Genomic DNA, 22952 nt, shown 5'->3' with positions numbered 1-22952 from the left:
TCATTCGCAGCTTTTAGCTATGACACGCACTAAGCTGTTTGCGGCAAGATTATTTCTGCTTGTTTTGGTACATCCGCTAACGAAAATTGGCTAATGGCCTGGGTAAGCATCACATCGATATGATCTACATCGACAGTGGCTTGTCCTAAAAAGGTTAACGCGGCATTAAGGCTTTGCTGCGGTGCCTTGATATCAATTGCAGGGGCATAGTTTTGTTTCGAGAGTTTGAACCCAGGCTTGGCACAAGCTAGCGGCAAATGTAACCATGCCGGAGCAGGTACATTTAACATATCGAACAAACTTAATTGTCTGCAACTCGCTTCTAATAAATCGCTGCCTCTGACCACTTCAGTGATACCTTGAAAGGCATCATCTAAGACCACCGCAAGTTGATATGCAAAAAGTCCGTCGCTGCGCTTTATAATGAAGTCTTCAGCAGCAAACGCTTGTTCAACATGAATATCACCCCTATTAATATCGTGAAAATGATTCACTTTTGCGGCGTTACGTACACGGATTGCTCCGCTTGAATACGATTTTAATCCTGAACCACAACGACCATCATAAACCCCGCCCATGGCGTGAATCATTTTACGTGTACATTGGCAAAAATAGGCTTGGTTGTTGATAAGTAATTGTTCAATGCAATCTTGGTAGGCTTGGCTTCGCTTACTTTGATATAAGACTGAACCATGCCAACGCAAACCATAGGCTTCAAGTGTACGAAGTATGTCGTCACTGGCACCTACTATTTCGCGAGGGGGATCGATATCCTCCATTCTCACCAGCCACTGTCCCGATAAACTATGGGCGCGCAAATAACTGCCAAGAGCGGCAATTAATGAACCAAAATGGAGTGAACCTGACGGAGATGGCGCAAAGCGTCCGATATATGACATATCTTTTGCAATAATATTTGAGGGTGATAAATAGAAAGGGCGAGATTAATCTCGCCCTAAACGTATTTAACCAGCCATTTGCTTTTCTTTGATCTCTGCTAGTGTTTTGCAGTCGATACATTGATCAGCAGTTGGTCTTGCTTCAAGACGACGGATACCAATTTCGATACCACATGAGTCACAAAAGCCAAAATCGTCTTCTTCGATTTTTTGTAATGTTTTCTCAATCTTCTTGATGAGCTTACGTTCTCTATCACGAGCGCGAAGTTCTAAACTGAACTCTTCTTCTTGAGCTGCACGATCGACAGGATCTGGAAAATTAGCAGCTTCATCTTGCATATGAGTCAGTGTACGGTCTACTTCTTCACGCAATTGGTTACGCCATGCTTCGAGGATCAGCTTAAAGTGACCACGTTGCTTGGTATTCATATACTCCTCACCGGCTTTCTCTTGGTAAGGATCTACACCTGCGATAGCGAGTACGCCAAGTTTTTTCGTGCCTTCAGGCATAACGCATCTCCTGTTATCGTTTGCGTTTAAATTGCGTCTTAATTTTACGGCCGCTATCTATACCAGAATCTGTATAGCGAGGCAAACTTTTTACTGGATAAATCATTTTTATTTGATCTACACAATTACTTTGCATGGACCGATAATACCACTGGCATGGGGTGAAATGGAGCTTTGGTATGCCAGAACTTCAACGCCTAATTTAATTGCTTGTTTGAGTAAGTCTGCGTAAAGAGGATCGATATGCTCAGCGGGTTTTACAATTGAGATCCCACTGTGCTGTACCACAAACAATAATACAGCGCGGTGGCCCTGTTGTACCATTTGGATGAGTTCTCGCAGATGCTTTTGTCCCCGCATTGTAACAGCATCAGGAAAATAACCCACTCCTTCTTCTAACAAAGTACAACTCTTGATTTCAATATAACACTTAGGTTTATCTTGACCAGTTAAAAGAATATCAATTCGGCTATTTTCTTCTCCGTATTTGACTTCCCGCTGTAAACTTGTGTAGCCGTTTAGTTCTTCAATGATCCCCTTATTAATCGCTTCTTCTGCCAATGCATTGGCCCTACCACTATTGATGCCAATGAGATGATGTTCATCTGATTGCATTATTTCAAAAGTGTATGGGTATTTACGTTTGGGATTATCAGATTGCGAGAACCACACGCTTTGCTCTGGATATAAGCAGTTTTTCATTGAGCCAGTATTGGGGCAGTGAATGGTGATTTCGGTGCCATCATCTAATATGATGTCAGCTAAAAATCGCTTATATCGTTTGATTAAACGGCCATGTTGTAAAGGGGGGGTAAAGTCCATAGTGTCACATTTTTACTGTAAATAATGGCAACCATACAGCATTAGATAAAAGAATGTGACTGCTGATATACTTGTTTCAATTTCGTGATGTCAGTTTAGTTATATTTAGTCTTTCATGTTGACATCACCCACAGTCGCTGCAAACAAGGAATTTATCATGCAAGTAATGACCGTCACCTTAACCCAATCAGTTCCAGCTTCGCATTGGGGTAAAGCCGATGTGACCTTTGAAGGCCAAACAAGCTTTATTCATTTAAATGGCAATGCTCCATTACGCCAAGTGCAAATGGCAGCGCGTAAAATTCGAAGTCAGGGTATAAATCAAGTTCAACTTGAAGGTGATTTATGGACGATCGATTTACAGTGGGTGTTTGCCCAAGGGTTTGCTACGGCAAAACCAGGTTATGAAGTACTTTGGTGTGGCGATGAAAAACAACAACAAACCTTAGCGCATCGTCTTGAAGCGGCAAATTTTGCTCGTCAATTAACGAATGATACTCCTGAGGACCTTTCACCAGTGTCTTTAGCAACTCAAGCGGCTAACTGGCTAAAAGCGATCGGTGGTGACAAGGTTAGTTTTAATATTATTGAAGGTCAGGCTTTATTAGAGAAAAAATGGGTTGGTATTCATGCGGTAGGTCGTGGCAGTGATCGTCCGCCAGCATTACTTGAGTTAGATTTTAACCCTTTATCGGCAGACGCGCCTGTGGATGTTGCGTTGGTCGGTAAAGGTATTACCTTCGACTCGGGGGGATATAGCCTAAAATCTTCAGAAGGCATGTTGGCGATGAAATGTGATATGGGTGGTGCCGCTACGGTAACCGCAGCCTTAGGGTTAGCGATAAAGTCAGGTTTGAATAAGCGCGTTAAACTGTATCTGTGTTGTGCAGAAAACTTAGTCAGTGGTCATGCATTCAAACTGGGTGATATTCTTACCTACAAAAATGGTACTACAGTAGAAATTGTTAACACGGATGCTGAAGGTCGTTTAGTACTGGCTGATGGTTTACAAGCTGCCTCTGAATCTGGCGCGAAATTAATTATTGATGCAGCCACATTAACCGGTGCAGCTGTGATGGCTGTGAGTAATGAATATAATGCGATTTTCTCGCCACAAACCGAGACTATCAAAATGGCGCAGCAATGTGCCGCCGCAGTGGGTGAAAATGTATGGCCATTGCCATTAGACCCTTGGCATCGTGATGCGTGTCCATCTGCGTATGCTGACACAGCAAATAGCCGCCCAGTTAAAGGTGGCGGTGCGGGCGGCGCATCTAATGCGGCGGGTTTCTTATGGCGCTTTGTTTCACCCAATGCAAACTGGCTGCATATTGACTTAGCGGCGGCATTTGAATCATCAGCAACAGGCCTTTGGGGGGCAGGAGCAACAGCTCACGGAGTACTAACCGTTGCTGAGTTATTAAAGCGCTAAGCAATAGTGCCGATAGATTTACTCTTTATGTAGAGCTCATCCTTAAAAGTATTAAGCCATCGTAAGATGGCTTTTATTTTTGTGTTTGTTGATCTTGTTCCAATTGCCAGCTGTGTAAAATGTCATACTGCACACCAGAGGTGGTATTGCATGATTCATATAAGTGCAGTTGTGACACTGAAACATGAATGGGTAATTTATCATGTAAACCTTTGATGGGGTGTTGAGGTAAAGCCAGATTGGTTGCCTGTCTAAATAAGGTGGTATGAGGGCAATAACTGTACGAGTGCTGATATAAGTCGAACTTAGCCGCTATCTGTGCAACATCTGAGGCCATGGCTAAAAGAGATGCATTAGCCTGGCCTTGTAAACAAATGATTTGTGGTTTTTGCCACCAAGATATTGCAGATAACATAAGTTCAAATGACGGTTTGTAAAGTGAATCGACCTCAGCCAATAGCGCAGGTATGCAAGATATTTTTACCTGACCCAAAAAGCCAAGGGTAATATGTATATTGGGTTGTAATACTGTTAAAGCTTCTGTATTAATGTATGGTGTAAGCTTTTGCTGTATATCAATAAATTGACAGTGTAGTGTTTTTTTGACGCTAAACCCAAGAAATAACCTTTTAGTGGTATTTTGCATATTGCGCTTCTTTCGTTTTCTCTTAATGTCGAGTTATACAGTGTCATAATATGAAAAAATAACATGATGTCTTACTGACTAACACCTTGTTTTCTACTATTGTTATTGTTGAGTGATTATTAATCAACAAACAAAAATATGTCCCGGACATTTTTGGGTGGCATAACAACAAAATTGGTTGGCAGATCAGGGACAGATTATCATGTGTGTATATGGGTTGAATCTGCTGTTTTAGTAGATTTTCCGAAGATGTTAAAGCTAACTTAATTGAGTTGATGAATGGCTGAAAGTACCCCACAATTGTTGAAACTAGCATTAGCGAATGGCTCTTTACAGGAGAATGAAAACACCACCATTATGATGCTGGATGATGTGTTGGCATTTGTGTGTAAACAGCTTAATTGTGATGCGGTTATTGCGATTAAAAGTTGCCATAGCAATAATACTTTTTCAGCCAGTTTAGAGATAGTGGATACTTCCATTAATACAGTGGTCAGTCATTTTAGTGATTATTTATCGTTTCAAAGTCAATTAACTAAGAAGATTGAAAGCGACCAAACGCTAATTGATGCGTTATTAAACCATCAACAGCCTGTACATATTTTTCAAGAATTAACCTCTCCAGATAGTCAGCAAGCCCAAATAATATCGCTACATTTACGTCAGCACCTAGATAAAAGCGTGCGGATACTTCATGGTGAAATCACTCCTGCTGTGTGCGTTGGCAATGTCACTATGGTATTAATTGCTATGACGTTTCAGCCAGCGAAAACGCTTTCTAAGCAGGAGAAACCCTTGAGCTGCGAAAGCTTTTGGCAGTCAATGTTAGATGAGCATTGTTTTCAGCTAGCAAGTGCATTTGAGCTTACTCGATTGTCGACTTTACTCGACAGTAAAGAGAAACAATATCAAGAGTTGTTTAGTCATTTGCCTATGGCATGTGCCTTGATTGATGTTGAAGATAAAGTGGTGTTACAAAATCACGTGTCTGAAAATATGCTTAAGTTTCAAATTGGTCAAAGCTTATTTGATGGCCTGAGACACGATGATCATGCGTTATTGAAAGATACCCTGCACATAGTGAGGCAAGGCGTACTGCGTCAGGCATGGTGTGAGGTTCCTTTAAAATTAGGGTTATCGACTCATTGGTATAAAATGAGTTTTTGTCATGCCTTGAACTCGCAAAAACAACTATTACTGATGGTCGAAGATGTCACTGAACGTTATCGATTGGCTGATGAACTGACTTTTCATTCAAATCATGATGCATTAACGGGTTTACCTAATCGAGTGCAATTTGAAGGTATGTTGGATGAACTTCTGGCCAATGATGAAGATATTCCTGCATGTGTGGCATTTCTCGACTTAGATCAGTTTCAGGTTGTGAATGATCTTAGTGGTCACCAAGCGGGTGATGAATTGTTGCTACAGGTTTCTAAACGACTTAAGCAATTGGTGCGCAAAGGCGATGTTGTTGCCCGTTTAGGTGGTGATGAGTTTGGTATTTTGATGTACTACTCTGACGATGTTTCGGCTAAACAAGTGGCAAAACGCATATGCCAACAGTTGTCGGAGCATGAGTTTAAATGGAAGAAAGTTAAACATAATGTCAGCATGAGCATAGGTATTTCGACATTTGATCATAACTCGAAAGACATATATGAGGTGATGAGCCAAGCCGATGCTGCATGTCGATTAGCGAAAGAAGAGGGCCGAAACCGATGGCATTATTTTAATTCAGATGACCCACAAGTCCACATCCTGTATACCCAAATGGTAGCCTCGGTTGATATCACTGGGGCGCTAGCACTTAATCAGTTTGAATTATTTTATCAATTAATTGAACCGCTTGATAAAAATGAACATGGTCTACATATGGAGATTTTGCTGCGTATGGTACAAGAAGATGGTGCCTATGTGTCGCCAGCTATCTTTTTACCCGCAGCCGAGCGTTATAATTTAGCCTCGCGAGTGGATCAATGGGTTATTGATAATCTGCTTAAATGGGGCGGTGCAAACCTTAACATTTGGCGTGAAATGTCGATGGTATCCGTTAACTTATCTGCTATGTCTTTAGCCGACCAAAAGTTTATGGGCTGGCTTGAGATGCGTTTAATGGTAGAGCCAGAATTAGTTGATAAATTGTGTTTTGAAATAACCGAAACCGCCGCTGTCAGCCAGCTCGATCAAGCCACTGCATTAATTGACTTATTGCGTCCATTAGGCTGTAAATTAGCGCTAGATGACTTTGGATCAGGTTTTTCCAGCTTTGCCTATTTAAAAACGTTAGATGTGGATTTTGTCAAAATTGATGGTCAGTTTGTGGTGAATGTTTGTTCTGATCGCAGTGATAAAGCGATTGTTTCAGCGATATGCCAGTTGGCAAAAGATATGGATTTTGAAGTGATCGCTGAATTTGTCGAAACCGCAGAAATCGGCCTAAAACTGAAATCATTAGGGGTTGACTATGCCCAAGGTTATGCCATCAATAAACCTTGCCCTTTATCTACACTTGAATCGGGGATCCGTTCTCCTTGGTTAGCTCTGCATTCACCCGATGAAGTGATTTACGATATTTAATCTGGTTGTTATTTGCAATAAGTGTCAGTGTCAGTAAACTTGCCTACAGTGATATTCCTGCACCCCATAAAGCGCACAGCCTAAAACGGCCTTAACGGCTATTTACTTGAAAGTTAGCCAATGACTGATGTAACCAATATGACCCTTTCTGCTTTCGATGTTCCTATTACGACGGTACTCCCTGAAATCCTTCAAGCTGTTCAGAGCGTTAATCAAATCATTCTTCAAGCGCCTACAGGCGCGGGTAAGTCGACAGCCTTACCATTAGCTTTACTTCAATCAGGTCTTATTAAAGGGAAAATATTAATGTTGGAGCCGCGGCGAGTGGCTACGCGTAATATTGCTAAATTCATTGCCAAGCAACTGCAGCAACCTGTTGGCCAGCAAGTGGGATATCGAGTTCGTGGTGACAGCCAGGTGAGTGCTAATACTCAGCTAGAGGTGGTCACTGAAGGTATTTTAACCAGAATGATCCAGGACGATCCTGAGTTAGCGGGCGTTGATATGATCATTTTTGATGAAATTCATGAGCGCCATTTGCCTACCGATATCGGTTTGGCGCTTGCATTAGAGGTGCAATCCTCTTTACGTGATGATCTGATTATATTGGCGATGTCGGCCACATTATCGGCCTTGCCACTGCAAGATATCATGCCTAATGCGCAAGTGGTATTCAGTGACGGCCGCAGTTTTCCTGTGGATGTCGAATATGTCCCGATGGGCGCTGCAACCGATTGGTTAAGCCATATGGCAAAAGTTATTGCTGAGTGGATGAACATCTCAAACAGCCATAGTCGTGAGCGCGGTTCTTTGCTAGCTTTTTTGCCAGGTAAAGGTGAAATTAATCGACTTGCAGCAATACTTGCCCCCAAACTGGCTGATAATATTTTATTGTGTACTTTGTATGGCGATTTAAGCCCCGCTGAGCAAGATAAAGCCATTCAAGTCGCGCCTGTGGGATGGCGAAAAGTTGTCTTAGCAACAAACGTCGCTGAGTCGAGTTTAACCATCGAAGGCATTACCATGGTGGTCGACAGTGGCTATCAACGCAGTGCGAGTTTTAATCCCAAAACCGGCGTGTCAAAACTCAGTTTAGCCCGAATTAGCCAGTCATCTGCCATACAAAGAAGTGGCCGAGCTGGGCGATTATCTGCAGGTAAAGCACTGAGGTTATGGAGTCAGGAAGAACAAGGCCGCTTATTACAAGTCACCCAACCTGAAATAGTGTTATCTGAATTAACCAGTGTGGCCTTAGATTGTGCATGTTGGGGAGCCCAAAAATTCAGCGATTTAGCTTTACTTACCCCAGCACCTAAAGTAAATGAGCAATTAGCGTGGCAGTTATTACAGCAGCTTGAGCTGGTGGATAAAAACCGCAAATTAACCATGTTGGGCCGTGAGGCACATCACTTAGGTTGCCACCCTCGTTTAGCTCATATGTTGCTGCAAGCTAAAGTGCTTTCACAGATAAATACCACGCCGCATTTTGCATTACTTGCCTGCTTGTTGGCCACTATTGTTGAGGCACGGGGATTGCCTGCAAAAGGAGCGGACATCAGTGGTTATTTATCGATGGCAATCCAAGGGCAAATGGGGCAGCAGGCAAAGGTTTGGCAAAAAAAAATGTCGTTACAGGGTGATTTGAAACAAGCCTTAAGTGGGGCAAATGATTACGATATTGCGCATCTTTTAGGATTAGCTTATCCAGATAGAATTGCTAAAGCCCGCGGGAAACTGGGGTTTCTGCTCAGTAATGGTACGGGAGTTACCCTTGACCCACAAGATCCCCTTTGCCACGCACCTTGGCTAGTGGTGGCTGATTTTCAAGAAACTCAAGGTCGAAATGCTGGTAGAGTCTATCTTGCTTGTGCGCTGGATGAACGCTTAATTAATGACGAACTTGCGCATTTAGTTACAACCCAAAGGGTAAGTGGATGGGATGATATTAAGGGGCGTTTTTTTGCTGAAACGCAAATGCAACTTGGCAGTATTGTGCTGAAATCTGTTACGGATAATAGCATCAGTGCCGATGATATCCGCAGCGCTCTTGTGGCTTTAGTGCGACAAAAGGGACTGTCTATTTTAAATATGGATGACAATGTTAAGCAGCTGCAATTAAGAGTTATCATGGCCAGCTGTTTGTCGGAGCATCTAGCATGGCCTGATTACAGTGATGAAGGTCTGATGGATAGCATTGAAAAATGGCTAACACCTTATCTTACCGATGTACGTAATCTGGCACAATTAGCCAAATTGGACTGCAATAAACTGCTGTTAAATCATTTATCGTGGGAGTTACAACAAGCGTTGAATGATGTGGCTCCAACCCGCTGGCTAATGGCAACAGGAACCTATGCGCCAATTCGATATCAGTTACCCGTTGATGAGCATGGACAAGCCTATTTTGAACATCAACAAGCAAGAGCATTTCTTAGCGTCAGACTGCAAGAAGCATTGGGAATGGCGCAAAGTCCGAGATTATTTAATGGCAAATTAACCGTAACCATGGAATTATTGTCACCGGCACAGAGACCGCTAGCCACAACCGCAGATTTAGCCAGCTTTTGGCAAGGACCTTATACTGAAGTAAAAAAAGAAATGCGTGGCCGTTATCCAAAACATTTATGGCCTGATGATCCTGTAAATACCACCGCGACCAAATTTACGAAAAAGAAAACCCCAGGCTTATAAGCCCGTTAGAACCTATCTAATGCATGACGTTGTAGAGAGACATGGCAAAAAATAAATCGACAAAGAAGCACCCCAAAAATCGCAGTAAAGGTTGGCTAAGAAGCCTATGGTCATTGACATGGAAACTGTCATTAATCGGCATTGCTTTTGTAACGTTTTATGCCATTTATTTGGATCAAATTATCGCGCAAAAATTTGAAGGGCAAAAGTGGCATCTACCTGCACAAATCTTCAGCCGCTCTATGGCGCTTTATCCTGGTGCTGCAGTAAACCATCCACAGTTAATGGCTGAGTTGAAACTACTCGGCTATCGCAAGGTCAGCAATCCTCGCCAAGTTGGTGAGTTTTCAGCCTCGAGTACTCGCATTGAGCTATGGCGTCGTCCTTTCTTACATCCAGAAGGCAATCAAGCTGAGCAACGGGTAATGATCAGTTTTGATAGTTTAGGGGTTAATTCCGTCAAACGTATGAGTGATAAACGCGAATTAGCCGTGTTTCATTTAGAACCCGTATTACTCGATCGCATTATTGCGGGCGATGGCGAAGATAGGCTGTTTGTTCCAACAACTGAAATGCCTAGTTTAATTGTTGAGTCGCTGTTACAGGTTGAAGACCGAAGCTTCTATGAACACCACGGCGTAAACCCATTTGCGATTGCGCGTGCAGCCATCGTAAACATCACCGCAGGTCGAGCTGTACAGGGCGGGTCAACTTTAACCCAACAATTAGCCAAAAACTTCTTTTTAAGCAGCGAACGTTCGCTAATTCGAAAAGCCCGTGAAGCCTTAATGGCAATTATTATTGATTTTCGCTACAGCAAAGATGAAATTTTAGAAGCATATTTAAATGAAGTTTACATGGGCCAAGATAAAGCCCGCGGTGTACACGGTATGGGGTTAGCGTCGCAATTCTATTTTGGACGTCCTATAGCCGAGCTCACAGTTGCTCAACAAGCTTTTTTAGTGGCAATGATTAAAGGACCATCGTATTACAATCCATGGCGTTACCCTGAGCGTGCTCAGGAACGACGTGATCTTGTATTACGTATATTAATGGAAAACGATAAGTTGACTGTCGCTCAGTACAAGGCGGCAGCAGAATCGCCATTAGGTTTAAGAGACGGCAAAAAATCGGTTCATCAAAAACTACCGGCTTTTTTTGCCGTGGTTAAAAACGAACTTCGCAATCGCTATGGTGACAGTTTATTAAATCAATCTGGCGTTAAGGTTTACACCACTTTAGATCCCATGGCCCAAGATGCGGCTGAAAAAGCCGTAGTCTCAACCTTAAAATCTTTAGACAAACGGGTTAAAAATGTTCAAGTGGGGATGGTTTTAACAGACAAGTATACCGGTGGTATTGCCGCAATGGTTGGTGATAAACAACCTGGTTTTGAAGGTTTTAACCGTGCAGTTGAGATCCGTCGGCCCATCGGTTCGTTAATTAAGCCGTTTGTGTATGCCACAGCATTAGCACAAGGAGATAAGTTTAGTTTAGCTAGCCCATTAGCTGATAAGCCAATTACCTTAACAAATGAGCAAGGCAAAACTTGGTCCCCCAAAAACGTTGATAAGCAATTTAGTGGAGAGGTATCTTTATTAGAGGCTTTTGCTAATTCAATGAACGTACCCACTGTGAATGCGGGTCTCGCCATTGGTGTCGACAATGTTGCCAATACCATGCAAAAAGCAGGTTGGAATGAACCCATTGCCCCATATCCATCGATGTTACTTGGCGCAGTGAATGGCTCGCCATTAATGGTGGCACAGGTTTATCAAACGATCGCAGATGAAGGCCGCTACCGTAAATTAACCTCAATTACTGCGGTTTTGGATAGCCAAAATACGCCATTAGCAGTAACACATTCAGCGAGTGAAATGGCGATAGATCCCGCGACAGATTACCTCGTTCAATACGCCATGAACCAAGTTGTTGCCAAAGGCACAGGTAAACGTTTAGGGGCTGCATTCCCAGGGGTGAAATTAGCCGGTAAAACGGGAACCAGTAACGATAGTCGTGACTCTTGGTTCGCTGGTTTTGATGAGCGAAATGTTGCGGCTATTTGGGTTGGACAAGACGATAACAGTAAAACAGGTTTGTACGGCAGTAGCGGTGCGATGGCAGTTTATCAGGCATTTTTACAACAGCGACCACCGCTGAGTTTACGTATGTCACCAGTTCAAGGCATTGTGAATGGCTACTTTGATCGCACTAATGGTGCGCCTATGCAGCCTAATTGCCATAATGTGATTAATTTACCCGCCCACAATGTCAGTTATAAACCTGCGGCTAATTGTGGCGAATCCTTGTCTTGGTGGCAAAAGCTGTTAGGCGAGTAATGCTTTAATTAACATTTTCAATCAAGATAAACCTTAAAGGCAGCTGCCTGTAGGGTTTATCTTGAATTGGAATAGAAAATAAATAGCTTTATTTCTTGGCAAATTCCTTCCTAAGTTGAGCTATTTCATTCAACATTTCAGTTTGATTTTTTTCCATTTGATGCTGATTGGCTTCCATTCGAGACAATACTTGCTCTAACTCAACTCTAATCAATTCCTGTTGTGACTCTTTGCGCTCTTGCTCATCAGGAGCAACAAATACTGAAGCCATATAACCCGATATGACCCCGAAAAAGCTGACACCACTGATAATGACAATGCCACCAATGACATGACCTAAAGTGCTAACTGGATAGAAATCGCCATAACCAACAGTTGATATTGTCACTAGTGCCCACCAGATGGCTTGTTCGGCAGTGTGAATATTGGCGCCTTCATTACTACTTTCAACCAATAGAATCAGTACGGAGGCATTAGCTAAGATCAACACAGTGGCTAATAAAAGGCTTGCGAGTGTAGCTTGTTTTTTTTGTCTTAATAATGGCCAAAGAATAGAGCGGCTCATGCGGATCAGTCTTATCACCCGAAGAATTTGGAATACGCGGGCAATTCTTAAGGCTTCTATCGCGGGGATACTGGCAAGAAAATCTATCCAGTGGTGGCGCAGGAAATATATTTTATTGCGTGCTTTATGTAACTCCCAAAAGAAGCGGGACATGAAGATAAAGCAAATAGCACCGTCAATATATAGCAATAGGCGATAAGTTTCTTTGTCGAGCTTACCAAATGTTAATGTGAGCACTATGATGACAGAGAAAAAGGACAATACCATCATTGCCAATTCAATGGGTTCAAGGGTGTTAAATTTTTTGGATGACCATCGTTTAGCTTTGAACATGACAAAGTCCGTTTATAAGTAGAATCTGAGGCAATTTCTCTTCCCCATAATAAAAAACGCGCTAGGCAAAAGTCTAGCGCGTTTTAATAATTAATACCGGACTATCTGATCATTACTTTTTATCGACAAAGTGTACTAAATCATCAAGGACGCGTTTTTTGATTTCAAGCTGCGCATCTGAGTCTAACCCGTATTTTTGCGCTAACAAAATATAATCATCACCACTTAAAGAAACCGTCAGCCTTGGTCGTTTAGGGCGCTTTGAAACCGATAAACCCAGAATAGTTCTTATTTGATCCGAAGGGCTAACACCTCGATCAAGTGCCGCTTTGCGAATGGAGTATTGAAACTTTTCATCAATATCAAAAGCCACTTGAGTGGCTTTTGCGGCTTTTTGATTATTTAACCATTTTTCTGGTAATGGTTTGCCTTTACTCATAGAGGCGACTCTCCTTGATTAACTCGCAGGCCAGTATTCACGAATATCAGTTAGTGGACGATATAAGGTGAGCATTACTTCTGTATCTCCACCGTCATAAACTTCAATATCAACAGCAAGCGTTTCCTGACTATTGATCAATGAATAACTTTCGAAGGCTTCACCTCTGGCGCCATTTTCATCTTGAGGTGGCTTTTGATTGCGATAATCTTCTCGGTGAAAATAACCAAAACCTGCAAACTCCACTTGATGATAATCGTCAGCGAGCCATTGACTGAATGTTTCAGCTAATTCTTCAGGTAAAGATTCTGGGGTCAGGTTAGCCTTGCCGGGTTCTTCAAATATTTCAGCAAAAGCATCTAAGTCAAACAGCTGTTCAACCACAGCGCGACTGATTTTGATAGAAAAGCTTAAATAGGCTTCGTCTTCAACCACATAAGACATATAAATGGCATTGTCACTATGGCCGCGTAATAAGTATTCACATTGCTGAGAACGCTGATATTCATAGGTATGGATTGCTTCAACCTTTAACTGTTGCCCTCGCAGTTGCGCAGGCAGAGCAAAACTGTCATCAAGGGTGATCATATCACCCTTGAGCAGTTTACTGGGATGGTCAAGCAGACGCTTAGGGGCTTCTTTTTTGCCAAATAGACCGCTTAAAAATCCCATAGTCAATTAACCTTTTCTTGCTTTAATGCGATCAAGCACTGCATTAGCACTCGATTTTTGTTCACCAATACCCGCTTCTGCCAGCTTAGCGTGCAAAGACTTATCGCTGTTCTCTTCCGCCAAGGTTTCAGAGGCTTTTAAGCGATCATCGAACTGTTGCTGACGTGCTTTAATACGCTCTAATGAATCTTTAGCATTCAGCAGTTTTGAGTTGCTAGATGCAAATGAATCAGTAATGGTTGCCGTCGCTTTCTGTACGCTTTCAGTGGTTTTTACCATGCTTAATTGGCGCTGATAATCAGATAGCTGACGTTCAGTTTTCTTAACCAAATCTTTAAGACGAACAGCATGTGAGCTGAAGCTGTCATTTGCAGCTTGTTGCTCAGATAGCTCTTGATCAAGTTGTGCGATCTTTTCAGCAATCTCGATGGCCAAGGCTTCGTTTTCTTTCTCTAAAGCCTGAGTCACATAGCCTTCATGCTCAGCAATACTTCGCTTTAAGCGGTCGACTTCACGGTTAGCCTGCATTTCTTTGGCCATAACGTCAGTTAATTCACGTTTGGCTTTGGTTAAATGCTTTTCTGCATCACGAATTTCTTGCTCAAAAATGCGTGTTGAGTTTGCGTCAACAATGCTTTGGCCTACTTCTGTTGCACCGCCACGAAATGCGGTAAGAATTTTATTTAAAATGCCCATAATTGACTCCTTAATTCAAAAACTCTGAGAGTTCGTCGATCACTTCCAAACAATTGTCTGAAAGTACTGCTAATTCTTGCTCAATCTCTTCCATACTGGATTCGACTGATAATGCGCCATACACCACATATTTATCGTCAATTTTGGCGAATGAAGACAGTGGCATAGGAATGTTGAGCTCTAACATGGTCTCAAACATTTCTGCACGACGAGATTGATTAACTTCATCTTCGCCCCACAAATAACTGATACACAATATTTGGTTGTCAGTGACTGAGACAAAAACCGGAATTTCTTCACGGCTTACAACATTGACTTGAAGTACTTCTACATCACCGTCAATCGGGTAACAATCAAATTGAAAACCGGTACGACTTTTGTCACAAAGACCATTTAAATGGTTAGCAATAGTATGGATGTTCATAGTTGTCCTTAATTGACATATTATGTCTGTGTTCAAAGATAGCATCGAGACATAATATGTCAAGCACTATCGTGTCCATTAAAAAAGATTCATCGCTTCATTTTCTGACCAGGCAGCTAAATGATAATGATAAAGTTGCAATGAACCGATTTCGTTAATTTTTACATCTTGCTGTTCCGCATAATAATTTCCAGGAAATTCGAATGCACCATTGACGAGGCCTAAGGTTAACCAGTCGCTTTTTATCGGTAATTGAGAAAGTGACGCTAACCTGTTTTTAGGTGATAAACCTTGTTTACTGCCAATGCTCCAACCCCATTCGCCAAAGCTGGGTACATTATGATGGAACTGGTCTACGTTAAAACCAGCAGATGCTAAGGTTTTACCGATAGAAATGAACGCTTTCGGCGCATGGTATGGAGAGGTGGATTGCACGGTTATAATACCATCGGCACTAAGTAGTTCATTCAGCTTGCGGTAGAATAAATCGGAATAAAGTTTATTTAAATCCGGGTGACTGGGATCGGGTAAGTCGACAATGATGGCGTCGAAATGCTGTCCATCAGCAATTAACGTATCCACCCCGTTAAATGCGTCATCATTAATGAGCGTTAGCCGTGGATCATTTAAACTATTACCATTTAATGTCAGCATAGCTTTGCTTAAGAAACCCGGCATATCCTCAGGGGGTGACTTAAATAAACTGACTAAATCTTTATCTAAATCCATTAAGGTTACCGACTTAGGATCCCAATCTAATACCAGCTTCAAACCAAGGCCATCGCCACCGCCAATAATCAGTACCTTATCATGGCGCGCACTGGAGGCCAGTGTTGGATGGACTAGAAACTGATGATAAATATGTTCATCACTACTGGAAAATTGCAGTCTGCCATTAATATATAAATTATAGACTGGCGCTAATCCATTGCCCCTTAAGCGCTCAGTAAAAGTCAGTTGTTGAAACCGGGTGGACTTTGCATAAACAACTTTATCTTTGTAGAGCAAGTTATTGAAGTGTTGTTCCCACTGAGGCCCTTTGGTTGCCAATAGTCCAATGCAAACACTGGCAATAATATGGCCGACAAGCAGCCATTTGGCATGATTAATATTATGCCAAAAGCGCCAAATAAAAATGGCTCCAGCAATCAGGTTGACGCTGGCGGTGAGGGCGGCTGCAAGTTGGATATCAATCGCCAACATGAAAAACACCCAAATTGCGGCGCCAATACCCGCGCCTATATAATCAGCACCATAAATCGTACCAGCATTATGCAGTAAATGGGCTTCAGATAATGACTGTCTTACTCTGGCTATCAGAGGGATCTCCATGCCAATCATCAAGCCCAATAGTACGCCCCATAAGTAAGGAAGGTATTCACTAAGGGTTTGTAAACTAGCAATAAAGCCGCCATTTGGCAGTTGATCTGGAGGTAAACCTAAGGTGTTAGCGATTGCCAAAGGGAGTTGTTGACCAAAACCAATAACAGCAGCCGTAATAATGATGGCAAACGAGCCACACAAAGCGACCGAGAGCTCTAAAATAGCAAAACCAGTAAACGCACATTTGATTTTGCGGGCGGCAAATGCGCCGATACCCATAGAGACAATCATTAAGCCGATCATGGTATAAATCGCGGCTTCTAATGCACCTAATATACGTCCCGCATAGTGTGATAGTAAGTACTCATAGATTAACCCACAGCCGGCAAGCAGCGCCATAATCCCCAGCAGTAAGGCATCATCAAACCAGGTAATTCGTTTAGTAAGCGGTACAGAAGAGGGCGCAGCAGCACTTTGCTTGAGCGCCTCCTGTGCCGATTGAGGTTGTTGTGCTTCAAGCAAAGTGTCAGACATTGTTATTATGCCATTAACGCCGTTAAGATTAAGGCTACAGCAATGCTGATCGCCATCTCAACTGCGGCGATACCTATGTTGTGTTGTTTTTCGACTTCTTCGGCTAAATTGATCCCCGCCAAGACTAACTTTTTAACTAAGGCGATAACTAGGCTCATTAGCACTAGCATGACAAATGAGAAGACTAACCAGCCAAAAATATTGTTTAAATATGCTGTAGGGATATACAAAATAAAGTGGCTTGCTGCATTAAAACTTAACGCCATGGCAATCATATAACCACTGTGACGGATAGCTAAGGCGGTTTGTCCTTGCTTTAAGGCTTGTTGCATTGAGGCATCTTGGTTACGTTTGGCATAGCGGCTTTCACGTAAGCGGGTTAGCAACACCAATATTAATTGTGATACTAAGAATGCGCTGAAAATGGCAATAAAAGTATCTATAGTAATATCTTCTGCCCACATTAATACTGCGCGAATGATAATTGCTGTAGCGATGGCTGCAGCTGCATCGACAACGGCAACGGATACATTTCCTTTGAGAATTTCTTCATTTTTAGGAAATTCATTTAACGCAATTTTATCATGTAGATAACGACCTAATTTAATCAGTACTAATCCGAATAAACCGTATGCAGTCATGCCGATTGCTTCGGTGGTGTACGATAATGCCGCCTCTCCAGTAATTGCGCCGGTAAGGACAATACCAAGTGCAGCCACGGCACCAGCCGTGCTGATACCAAACGCAAAATTATCGCGCTCAGCAAGCTCTTTAGTACTGTTGACCTTGATTGACCAACCTTGAAGGTATCGCATCAAGGCTAATAGAACGATTGCAATGGCTAAGTCAATTGCAAGAATAATTAATAGTGGCTCTGTGATGCCATAATGTTGAAGAAATGTCATTGTCAGTCCTACCTATTTACCACGGCTAATGCCGCGAGTGGTGCGGCTACTTGAATTACGGAAACTACTAGTTTTTGAATAGCTTGAGCGAAACTTACTCGTTGATGTGCGAGTGGTTGTACTTGCTTTTGGCGCACTGGCACTTTGACGAGACAAGCTAGTTGAGCCAGTTTTGGGTTTGGCATAGGGGCTGTCAAAGCGTTTGCCTTGGCGCTCAAAAGTCTTTTTTGTTTGTTGATAAGTATTATTTTGTGCCGTGGCTTGTTTTGGTGAAGTGTAACGATATCTACCTACATCATTGTAGTAACTGTAGTTACGGCGGCTTGACCAGTTGTCATAACGTATCGGGCGTTGAAATACATTAGAAAACATAGCATACATGCCATACCAAGCCCAAAAGGAGGTACCGCTTGAGTCTGACTGCCAACTGCCATAAGACGGATTACCGACCAACTGGCTACCAGGGCCAAAATCTTCACTGCCATTTGCCAATGCGGCCGCTTCACGGCTGATTGAATTCACCCTTGCCAATTTACCGTTAGATAAGTCTGCAACCACGTTAACGGGATCAGATAACATGTCGTTATATAAACTTGGATCCGTGGCTTGGTAGACATTTTCCGCTTCTGCGAGTTGCTGGTCTAAATCGATAAAATTAGCCGCATTACTCAAGTCATTATTTCTACGCAGTAAAGATTGATACATAGGACCTTGCGTCGTGCCATCTAGCGCTAGTTCGCGCAAAAGCGGTGCTAGGTCAGGGCTTTGTTTAGCAAGTAAATCACTATATTGCTGCAATAACGTGGCATTGCGTAGCTGATTGCCCTCCAGACCACTTTTCAGTTGCGCTAAACGTTGCGTGGTTAGCTGTTGATATTTTGCGATTTGCTCAGGTCGATCATCACCGCAGCCTGTTAAATTTAGGCCAAGAAAAAGGATGATGAAAAACGTGAATACACGGGGGAGGTTACCAGCCATGTTTTCTCCAAGTGTTATAAAATTCATGCGCATAGAGTGCAATTTTTAATGTGCGTTTGCGACAGGGTATAGTATCTTGAGACTATAAATATTATCTCTGCATCAAGATATAACATTCTTGACATAATATGTCCAACCTTGAATCTAATCAAAGGACCATTATCGCCATGCCATTACAAAGTAACAAGGTATTATCTGCACAAATGCAACAAGCAGCAGAAAGTTACTGGTTAAGATTAATCGACCTCTGGCCTGAGGCTTTATCACTTACCGATAGTCAGCAATCTGAAATCAAAACTATTTTCAGTTTAAGTGATTATATTGCTGAGCAACTTAATCGTCATCCTGAATGGATCCCAGAGCTTTTTAATGGTTTGCTTGACGAAGTTGTTCGAGCTGACTTCGATAAAGAACTGCATCAAATATTGACCGATTTAACAACCGAAGACCAAGTGAAGTCGGCATTGCGGCAATATCGTAATAAACAAATGGTGCGTTTGGCTTGGCGAGACTTTGCTAATTATTCAAAACTAGAAGACTCGTTAGTTGATTTATCTTCACTGGCAGAAGCGCTGGTGATTGCGGCGCGAGATTGGCTTTACCTGGATTTATGTAAGCAATTGGGAACACCTTCAGATGCAGAAGGTAAACCACAGCCTTTATTAATTTTAGGTATGGGTAAGTTAGGTGGCCGAGAGCTGAATTTTTCTTCTGATATTGATTTGATTTTTACCTTTCCCGAACATGGTGAAACCATCGGTGGGCGTCGTGCTATTGCCAACCAACAGTTTTTTATTCGCATGGGGCAAAAGCTCGTTAATTTGTTAGATCAAGTCACCGTCGATGGATTTGTGTTTCGTGTCGATATGCGTTTACGTCCTTATGGTGAAAGTGGGCCTTTAGTGGTGAGCTTTGCAGGCCTTGAAGATTATTACCAAGAACAAGGCCGGGATTGGGAACGTTATGCTATGGTTAAAGCGCGTGTTTTAGGACCATGGACTGGCTATTGTGATGAATTACACGATTTATTACGCCCATTTGTTTATCGTCGTTACATCGATTTTTCTGCTATTGAATCCCTTCGAAAAATGAAACAGATGATTGCCCAAGAAGTGCGACGTCGTCAGTTAACCGACAACATTAAGCTAGGGGCGGGAGGGATCCGTGAAGTGGAATTCGTGGTGCAAAGCTTCCAGTTAATTCGTGGTGGACGGGAACCAGCATTGCGTCAGCAAAGTTTATTCGGGGCGATTGATATTTTATATAGCTTGGGGCAACTAGAGTATTTGGCGGTTGATGAGCTGAAGCATTCTTATATTTTGTTACGCCGTGTGGAAAACCTACTGCAGGCCATTGATGATAAGCAAACCCAAACCTTACCGAACAATCCATTAGATTGGCAACGTTTGTGTTACAGCATGAATTTAACCAACGAAACCGATTTACGGACACACATCGAAGCGGCAATGGCCAAAATTCATCGTCATTTTAATGCGACAGTCGGTGGCAGTGATTCACACGAACACAACGACCATTGGACAAGCTTGTTTTGGAATATCCAACAAGATGACCATGCCGACACCTTATTACAGGAACAACAAATTGAAGATCCTGAGTTATGGCCGCTGCTCAGCGATTGGCGTAATACGGTTTCTAAACGCTCAATTGGGCCAAGAGGCCGAGAAACGCTAGACCGTTTAATGCCAAAGTTGCTTGAAGAATTGATGGCGCAAACCAAACCGAGCGCGGCATTTAAACCAGTTTCTAATGTGTTAGATAAAATTTTAACCCGCACCACGTATTTAGAGTTACTGTGTGAAAATCCAGGTGCGCGTCAACAATTAGTTAGTTTATGTTGTGCAAGTCCTTGGATTGCAAAAGAGCTTGCTAACTTCCCAATGCTATTAGATGAGCTGATTGACCCAGCGCAGTTATACGATATTACCTCGATTGATGATTATCCCAGCGAGCTTCGCCAGTATCTGTTACGTGTACCAGAAGATGACATGGAACAGCAAATGGAAGCCTTACGTCAATTTAAACTATCGCAGCAATTAAAAATTGCCGCAGCTGACGTCACTGGGGTGTTACCTGTCATGCAGGTGAGTGATCACTTAACCTTTTTAGCAGAGGCCATTATTGAACAGGTTGTGCTGCATGCTTGGCATCAAGTTGCAGCACGGCACGGAGTACCGCCTGGCACTAACCAGAATGAAATGGGTTTTGCGGTAATTGGTTATGGTAAGTTAGGCGGTATTGAGCTGGGTTATGGCTCTGATTTAGACCTGGTTTTCTTACATAGTAATAACAGTGTAGGTAGTACAGATGGCGACCGTCCGATCGACAGCAGCCATTTTTACCTAAAACTGGCTCAACGAATAGTGCACTTATTTGCCACTCGAACAACCTCGGGTGAATTATATGAAGTCGATATGCGTTTACGTCCTTCAGGTGCCTCAGGGTTATTAGTCAGTGAAATTGAGCGATTTGGTGAATATCAAAATCAAGAGGCATGGACATGGGAGCATCAAGCCTTAGTTCGATCTCGCTTTGTGTTTGGCGATCATGACTTAGCCCATCGCTTTAGCCTGTTACGTGCTCAAGTTTTACAAAATTCACGTGATAAAAATGAACTGGCGACCGCTGTGCGTGAGATGCGTATTAAAATGCGCGATCATTTACTACAATCAAGTGAAGGTATGTTCAATCTAAAGCAAAGTCCAGGTGGCATTGCCGATATTGAGTTTATTGCCCAGTTTATGGTGTTAGCATATTCCCATGAATATCAAGAACTCACGGTATGGTCTGACAATGTGCGTATTTTTGAGGTGTTGGCTGATTTAGAGTTGATGCCTGTTATGCAAGCGCAACATTTAACTCAAACCTATTGTTGGCTTCGCGATAAAAATCATGAGCTAACACTACAACAAATGAGTGGTCAGCTTGAAAATGCAATCGTGGCAGAAAAAACCGATACTGTGATTGAAATTTATCGTCAAATACTTGAAATGCGATATTAATTTTTAAATCGATTTGATTAAACTGTTCAATACTGCTTTAGTTTATAGTGTCTTTTTATAAGGTGAATGATTGAATGTTATGTGCACCAATACCAGCAAATGAGCATACTCGGCTAGAAACATTACGTGGGTTAAATGTGCTTGATACGGTTGCAGAAGAACGCTTTGATCGCATTACCCGTCTTGCGAAGCGTTTGTTTGGCGTGTCGATATGCTTAGTTAGTTTGGTAGATGAAGATCGACAATGGTTTAAATCTGTGCAGGGCATTGAAGCGGAACAAACGGGTCGAGATATTTCGTTTTGTGGTCATGCGATTATGCATCATGACGTTTTTGTTGTGGAAGATACCTTTAAAGACGAGCGTTTTGTTGACAATCCATTAGTGACTGAGTCGCCTCATATTCGTTTTTATGCGGGGTATCCACTGACAATGCCAAACAAAGTGTGTATTGGTACCTTGTGTTTAATTGATGATAAACCGCGTGAGTTTTCACAAGATGATTGTCATGCTTTAGAAGATTTAGGTCATTTAGTTGAAGATGAAATTGTGGCGATTCAACAAATGACATTAGATGCCTTGACGGCGATTTCAAACCGTAGAGGTTTTGAAATGTTAGCCAGTCAGGTTCTTGCCAATGGTGATCGGCAAGGCATTAACACCAGCTTGTTGTTTTTCGATTTAGATCATTTTAAACAAATTAACGATGAATTTGGCCATGCGGAAGGCGATAAAGCGCTGCAGCAATTTGCAGGACTATTGTTAGACGGTTTTAGAGAGTCGGATGTTATCGCTCGATTTGCTGGAGATGAGTTTATCGTATTGTTAAGTTATGACGCTGAGCTTAATTTGGATGCGGTATTGAAGCGGTTTGACGCCTTGGTTAATTCCCATAATCAACAAAGTGATTCGCCCTATAACCTGGTTTACAGCACAGGTGTTGCCCATCGAGCTTATAATAGTTCAGTGTCTTTAAATGAATATCTGGCTCAAGCAGATAAAGCGATGTTTGCGATTAAAGCGTTGCATCATAAGTAAACTTATCTAAGGTATTTGATTGGTTATTTTTGCTGTAATGGCTCATTAAGATAAAAAACAGATTAACCAAACGTTAATCTGTTTTTTATGGACGATAATGAAAGGGA

General features: G+C 42.3%; 18 protein-coding genes. 6 read left to right on the top strand and 12 right to left on the bottom strand.

Annotated elements, in window-relative coordinates:
• Positions 1-29 precede the first annotated feature (29 nt).
• The 3 genes from gluQRS to sfsA form a co-directional block, all read right to left on the bottom strand.
• Positions 30-899, bottom strand: a complete 870-nt coding sequence (gluQRS, locus tag NE535_RS02575; protein WP_261297133.1) for a tRNA glutamyl-Q(34) synthetase GluQRS — start codon at positions 897-899, stop codon at positions 30-32.
• 66 nt (positions 900-965) lie between these two features.
• Positions 966-1409 carry an RNA polymerase-binding protein DksA gene (gene dksA / locus NE535_RS02570; protein ID WP_261297132.1) on the bottom strand — a complete coding sequence of 148 codons (444 nt, stop codon included), beginning with the start codon at positions 1407-1409 and terminating at the stop codon, positions 966-968.
• 117 nt (positions 1410-1526) lie between these two features.
• Complete coding sequence (sfsA, locus tag NE535_RS02565; protein WP_261297131.1) at positions 1527-2231, bottom strand: DNA/RNA nuclease SfsA; 705 nt, start codon at positions 2229-2231, stop codon at positions 1527-1529.
• Between the two features lie 157 nt (positions 2232-2388).
• Here sfsA and pepB point away from each other — a divergent pair, with 157 nt between their 5' ends.
• The gene (gene pepB / locus NE535_RS02560) at positions 2389-3663 is read left to right on the top strand and encodes an aminopeptidase PepB (protein WP_261297130.1); all 1275 of its coding nucleotides are present in this window, start codon (positions 2389-2391) and stop codon (positions 3661-3663) included.
• 73 nt (positions 3664-3736) lie between these two features.
• Here pepB and thpR read toward each other — a convergent pair whose 3' ends face one another.
• Positions 3737-4309: an RNA 2',3'-cyclic phosphodiesterase gene (gene thpR, locus NE535_RS02555; protein ID WP_261297129.1), complete on the bottom strand. Its 573-nt coding sequence runs from the start codon at positions 4307-4309 to the stop codon at positions 3737-3739.
• Between the two features lie 279 nt (positions 4310-4588).
• Here thpR and NE535_RS02550 point away from each other — a divergent pair, with 279 nt between their 5' ends.
• The 3 genes from NE535_RS02550 to mrcB all read left to right on the top strand — a co-directional run bounded on the left by NE535_RS02550 (position 4589) and on the right by mrcB (position 11919).
• Positions 4589-6889 (top strand): putative bifunctional diguanylate cyclase/phosphodiesterase, encoded by a 2301-nt coding sequence (locus NE535_RS02550; protein ID WP_261297128.1) that lies wholly within the window; start codon positions 4589-4591, stop codon positions 6887-6889.
• 120 nt (positions 6890-7009) lie between these two features.
• On the top strand, positions 7010-9580 hold the full coding sequence (hrpB, locus tag NE535_RS02545) for an ATP-dependent helicase HrpB (protein ID WP_261297127.1): 2571 nt from the start codon (positions 7010-7012) through the stop codon (positions 9578-9580).
• Between the two features lie 41 nt (positions 9581-9621).
• Positions 9622-11919, top strand: a complete 2298-nt coding sequence (mrcB, locus tag NE535_RS02540; protein ID WP_261297126.1) for a penicillin-binding protein 1B — start codon at positions 9622-9624, stop codon at positions 11917-11919.
• 88 nt (positions 11920-12007) lie between these two features.
• Here mrcB and NE535_RS02535 read toward each other — a convergent pair whose 3' ends face one another.
• From NE535_RS02535 to NE535_RS02500, 8 genes are all read right to left on the bottom strand, one after another.
• The gene (locus NE535_RS02535) at positions 12008-12817 is read right to left on the bottom strand and encodes an ion transporter (protein ID WP_261297125.1); all 810 of its coding nucleotides are present in this window, start codon (positions 12815-12817) and stop codon (positions 12008-12010) included.
• A gap of 112 nt (positions 12818-12929) precedes the next feature.
• Positions 12930-13256 (bottom strand): hypothetical protein, encoded by a 327-nt coding sequence (locus tag NE535_RS02530; protein WP_261297124.1) that lies wholly within the window; start codon positions 13254-13256, stop codon positions 12930-12932.
• A gap of 18 nt (positions 13257-13274) precedes the next feature.
• Positions 13275-13928 carry a hypothetical protein gene (locus tag NE535_RS02525; RefSeq protein WP_261297123.1) on the bottom strand — a complete coding sequence of 218 codons (654 nt, stop codon included), beginning with the start codon at positions 13926-13928 and terminating at the stop codon, positions 13275-13277.
• A gap of 6 nt (positions 13929-13934) precedes the next feature.
• A complete protein-coding gene (locus NE535_RS02520; RefSeq protein ID WP_261297122.1) occupies positions 13935-14624 on the bottom strand; it encodes a PspA/IM30 family protein in 690 nt (229 codons plus the stop codon).
• Positions 14625-14634: 10 nt separating this feature from the next.
• Positions 14635-15048 (bottom strand): YjfI family protein, encoded by a 414-nt coding sequence (locus tag NE535_RS02515; protein ID WP_261297121.1) that lies wholly within the window; start codon positions 15046-15048, stop codon positions 14635-14637.
• Between the two features lie 78 nt (positions 15049-15126).
• Complete coding sequence (locus NE535_RS02510) at positions 15127-16905, bottom strand: polyamine aminopropyltransferase (protein WP_261297120.1); 1779 nt, start codon at positions 16903-16905, stop codon at positions 15127-15129.
• Positions 16906-16910: 5 nt separating this feature from the next.
• Positions 16911-17810 (bottom strand): DUF350 domain-containing protein, encoded by a 900-nt coding sequence (locus NE535_RS02505; RefSeq protein WP_261297119.1) that lies wholly within the window; start codon positions 17808-17810, stop codon positions 16911-16913.
• 12 nt (positions 17811-17822) lie between these two features.
• Complete coding sequence (locus tag NE535_RS02500; RefSeq protein ID WP_261297118.1) at positions 17823-18788, bottom strand: hypothetical protein; 966 nt, start codon at positions 18786-18788, stop codon at positions 17823-17825.
• Positions 18789-18955: 167 nt separating this feature from the next.
• Between NE535_RS02500 and glnE the strand changes: the two genes are divergently transcribed.
• A complete protein-coding gene (glnE, locus tag NE535_RS02495) occupies positions 18956-21808 on the top strand; it encodes a bifunctional [glutamate--ammonia ligase]-adenylyl-L-tyrosine phosphorylase/[glutamate--ammonia-ligase] adenylyltransferase (RefSeq protein WP_261297117.1) in 2853 nt (950 codons plus the stop codon).
• Positions 21809-21882: 74 nt separating this feature from the next.
• Positions 21883-22845, top strand: coding sequence for a sensor domain-containing diguanylate cyclase (locus NE535_RS02490; protein WP_261297116.1), 963 nt, complete (start codon positions 21883-21885; stop codon positions 22843-22845).
• The last annotated feature ends 107 nt before the right edge of the window (positions 22846-22952 follow it).

It is taken from the genome of Shewanella holmiensis (assembly GCF_025370255.1).
GTDB lineage: Bacteria > Pseudomonadota > Gammaproteobacteria > Enterobacterales > Shewanellaceae > Shewanella > Shewanella holmiensis.
This window is presented reverse-complemented; position numbering and strand designations above follow the sequence as displayed.

Excerpts from the sequence above, each read along its gene's own strand:
- gluQRS (WP_261297133.1), bottom strand. The coding sequence starts at position 899 with ATGTCATATATCGGACGCTTTGCGCCATCTCCGTCAGGTTCACTCCAT.
- dksA (WP_261297132.1), bottom strand. The coding sequence starts at position 1,409 with ATGCCTGAAGGCACGAAAAAACTTGGCGTACTCGCTATCGCAGGTGTA.
- sfsA (WP_261297131.1), bottom strand. The coding sequence starts at position 2,231 with ATGGACTTTACCCCCCCTTTACAACATGGCCGTTTAATCAAACGATAT.
- pepB (WP_261297130.1), top strand. The coding sequence starts at position 2,389 with ATGCAAGTAATGACCGTCACCTTAACCCAATCAGTTCCAGCTTCGCAT.
- thpR (WP_261297129.1), bottom strand. The coding sequence starts at position 4,309 with ATGCAAAATACCACTAAAAGGTTATTTCTTGGGTTTAGCGTCAAAAAA.
- NE535_RS02550 (WP_261297128.1), top strand. The coding sequence starts at position 4,589 with ATGGCTGAAAGTACCCCACAATTGTTGAAACTAGCATTAGCGAATGGC.
- hrpB (WP_261297127.1), top strand. The coding sequence starts at position 7,010 with ATGACTGATGTAACCAATATGACCCTTTCTGCTTTCGATGTTCCTATT.
- mrcB (WP_261297126.1), top strand. The coding sequence starts at position 9,622 with ATGGCAAAAAATAAATCGACAAAGAAGCACCCCAAAAATCGCAGTAAA.
- NE535_RS02535 (WP_261297125.1), bottom strand. The coding sequence starts at position 12,817 with ATGTTCAAAGCTAAACGATGGTCATCCAAAAAATTTAACACCCTTGAA.
- NE535_RS02530 (WP_261297124.1), bottom strand. The coding sequence starts at position 13,256 with ATGAGTAAAGGCAAACCATTACCAGAAAAATGGTTAAATAATCAAAAA.
- NE535_RS02525 (WP_261297123.1), bottom strand. The coding sequence starts at position 13,928 with ATGGGATTTTTAAGCGGTCTATTTGGCAAAAAAGAAGCCCCTAAGCGT.
- NE535_RS02520 (WP_261297122.1), bottom strand. The coding sequence starts at position 14,624 with ATGGGCATTTTAAATAAAATTCTTACCGCATTTCGTGGCGGTGCAACA.
- NE535_RS02515 (WP_261297121.1), bottom strand. The coding sequence starts at position 15,048 with ATGAACATCCATACTATTGCTAACCATTTAAATGGTCTTTGTGACAAA.
- NE535_RS02510 (WP_261297120.1), bottom strand. The coding sequence starts at position 16,905 with ATGTCTGACACTTTGCTTGAAGCACAACAACCTCAATCGGCACAGGAG.
- NE535_RS02505 (WP_261297119.1), bottom strand. The coding sequence starts at position 17,810 with ATGACATTTCTTCAACATTATGGCATCACAGAGCCACTATTAATTATT.
- NE535_RS02500 (WP_261297118.1), bottom strand. The coding sequence starts at position 18,788 with ATGGCTGGTAACCTCCCCCGTGTATTCACGTTTTTCATCATCCTTTTT.
- glnE (WP_261297117.1), top strand. The coding sequence starts at position 18,956 with ATGCCATTACAAAGTAACAAGGTATTATCTGCACAAATGCAACAAGCA.
- NE535_RS02490 (WP_261297116.1), top strand. The coding sequence starts at position 21,883 with ATGTTATGTGCACCAATACCAGCAAATGAGCATACTCGGCTAGAAACA.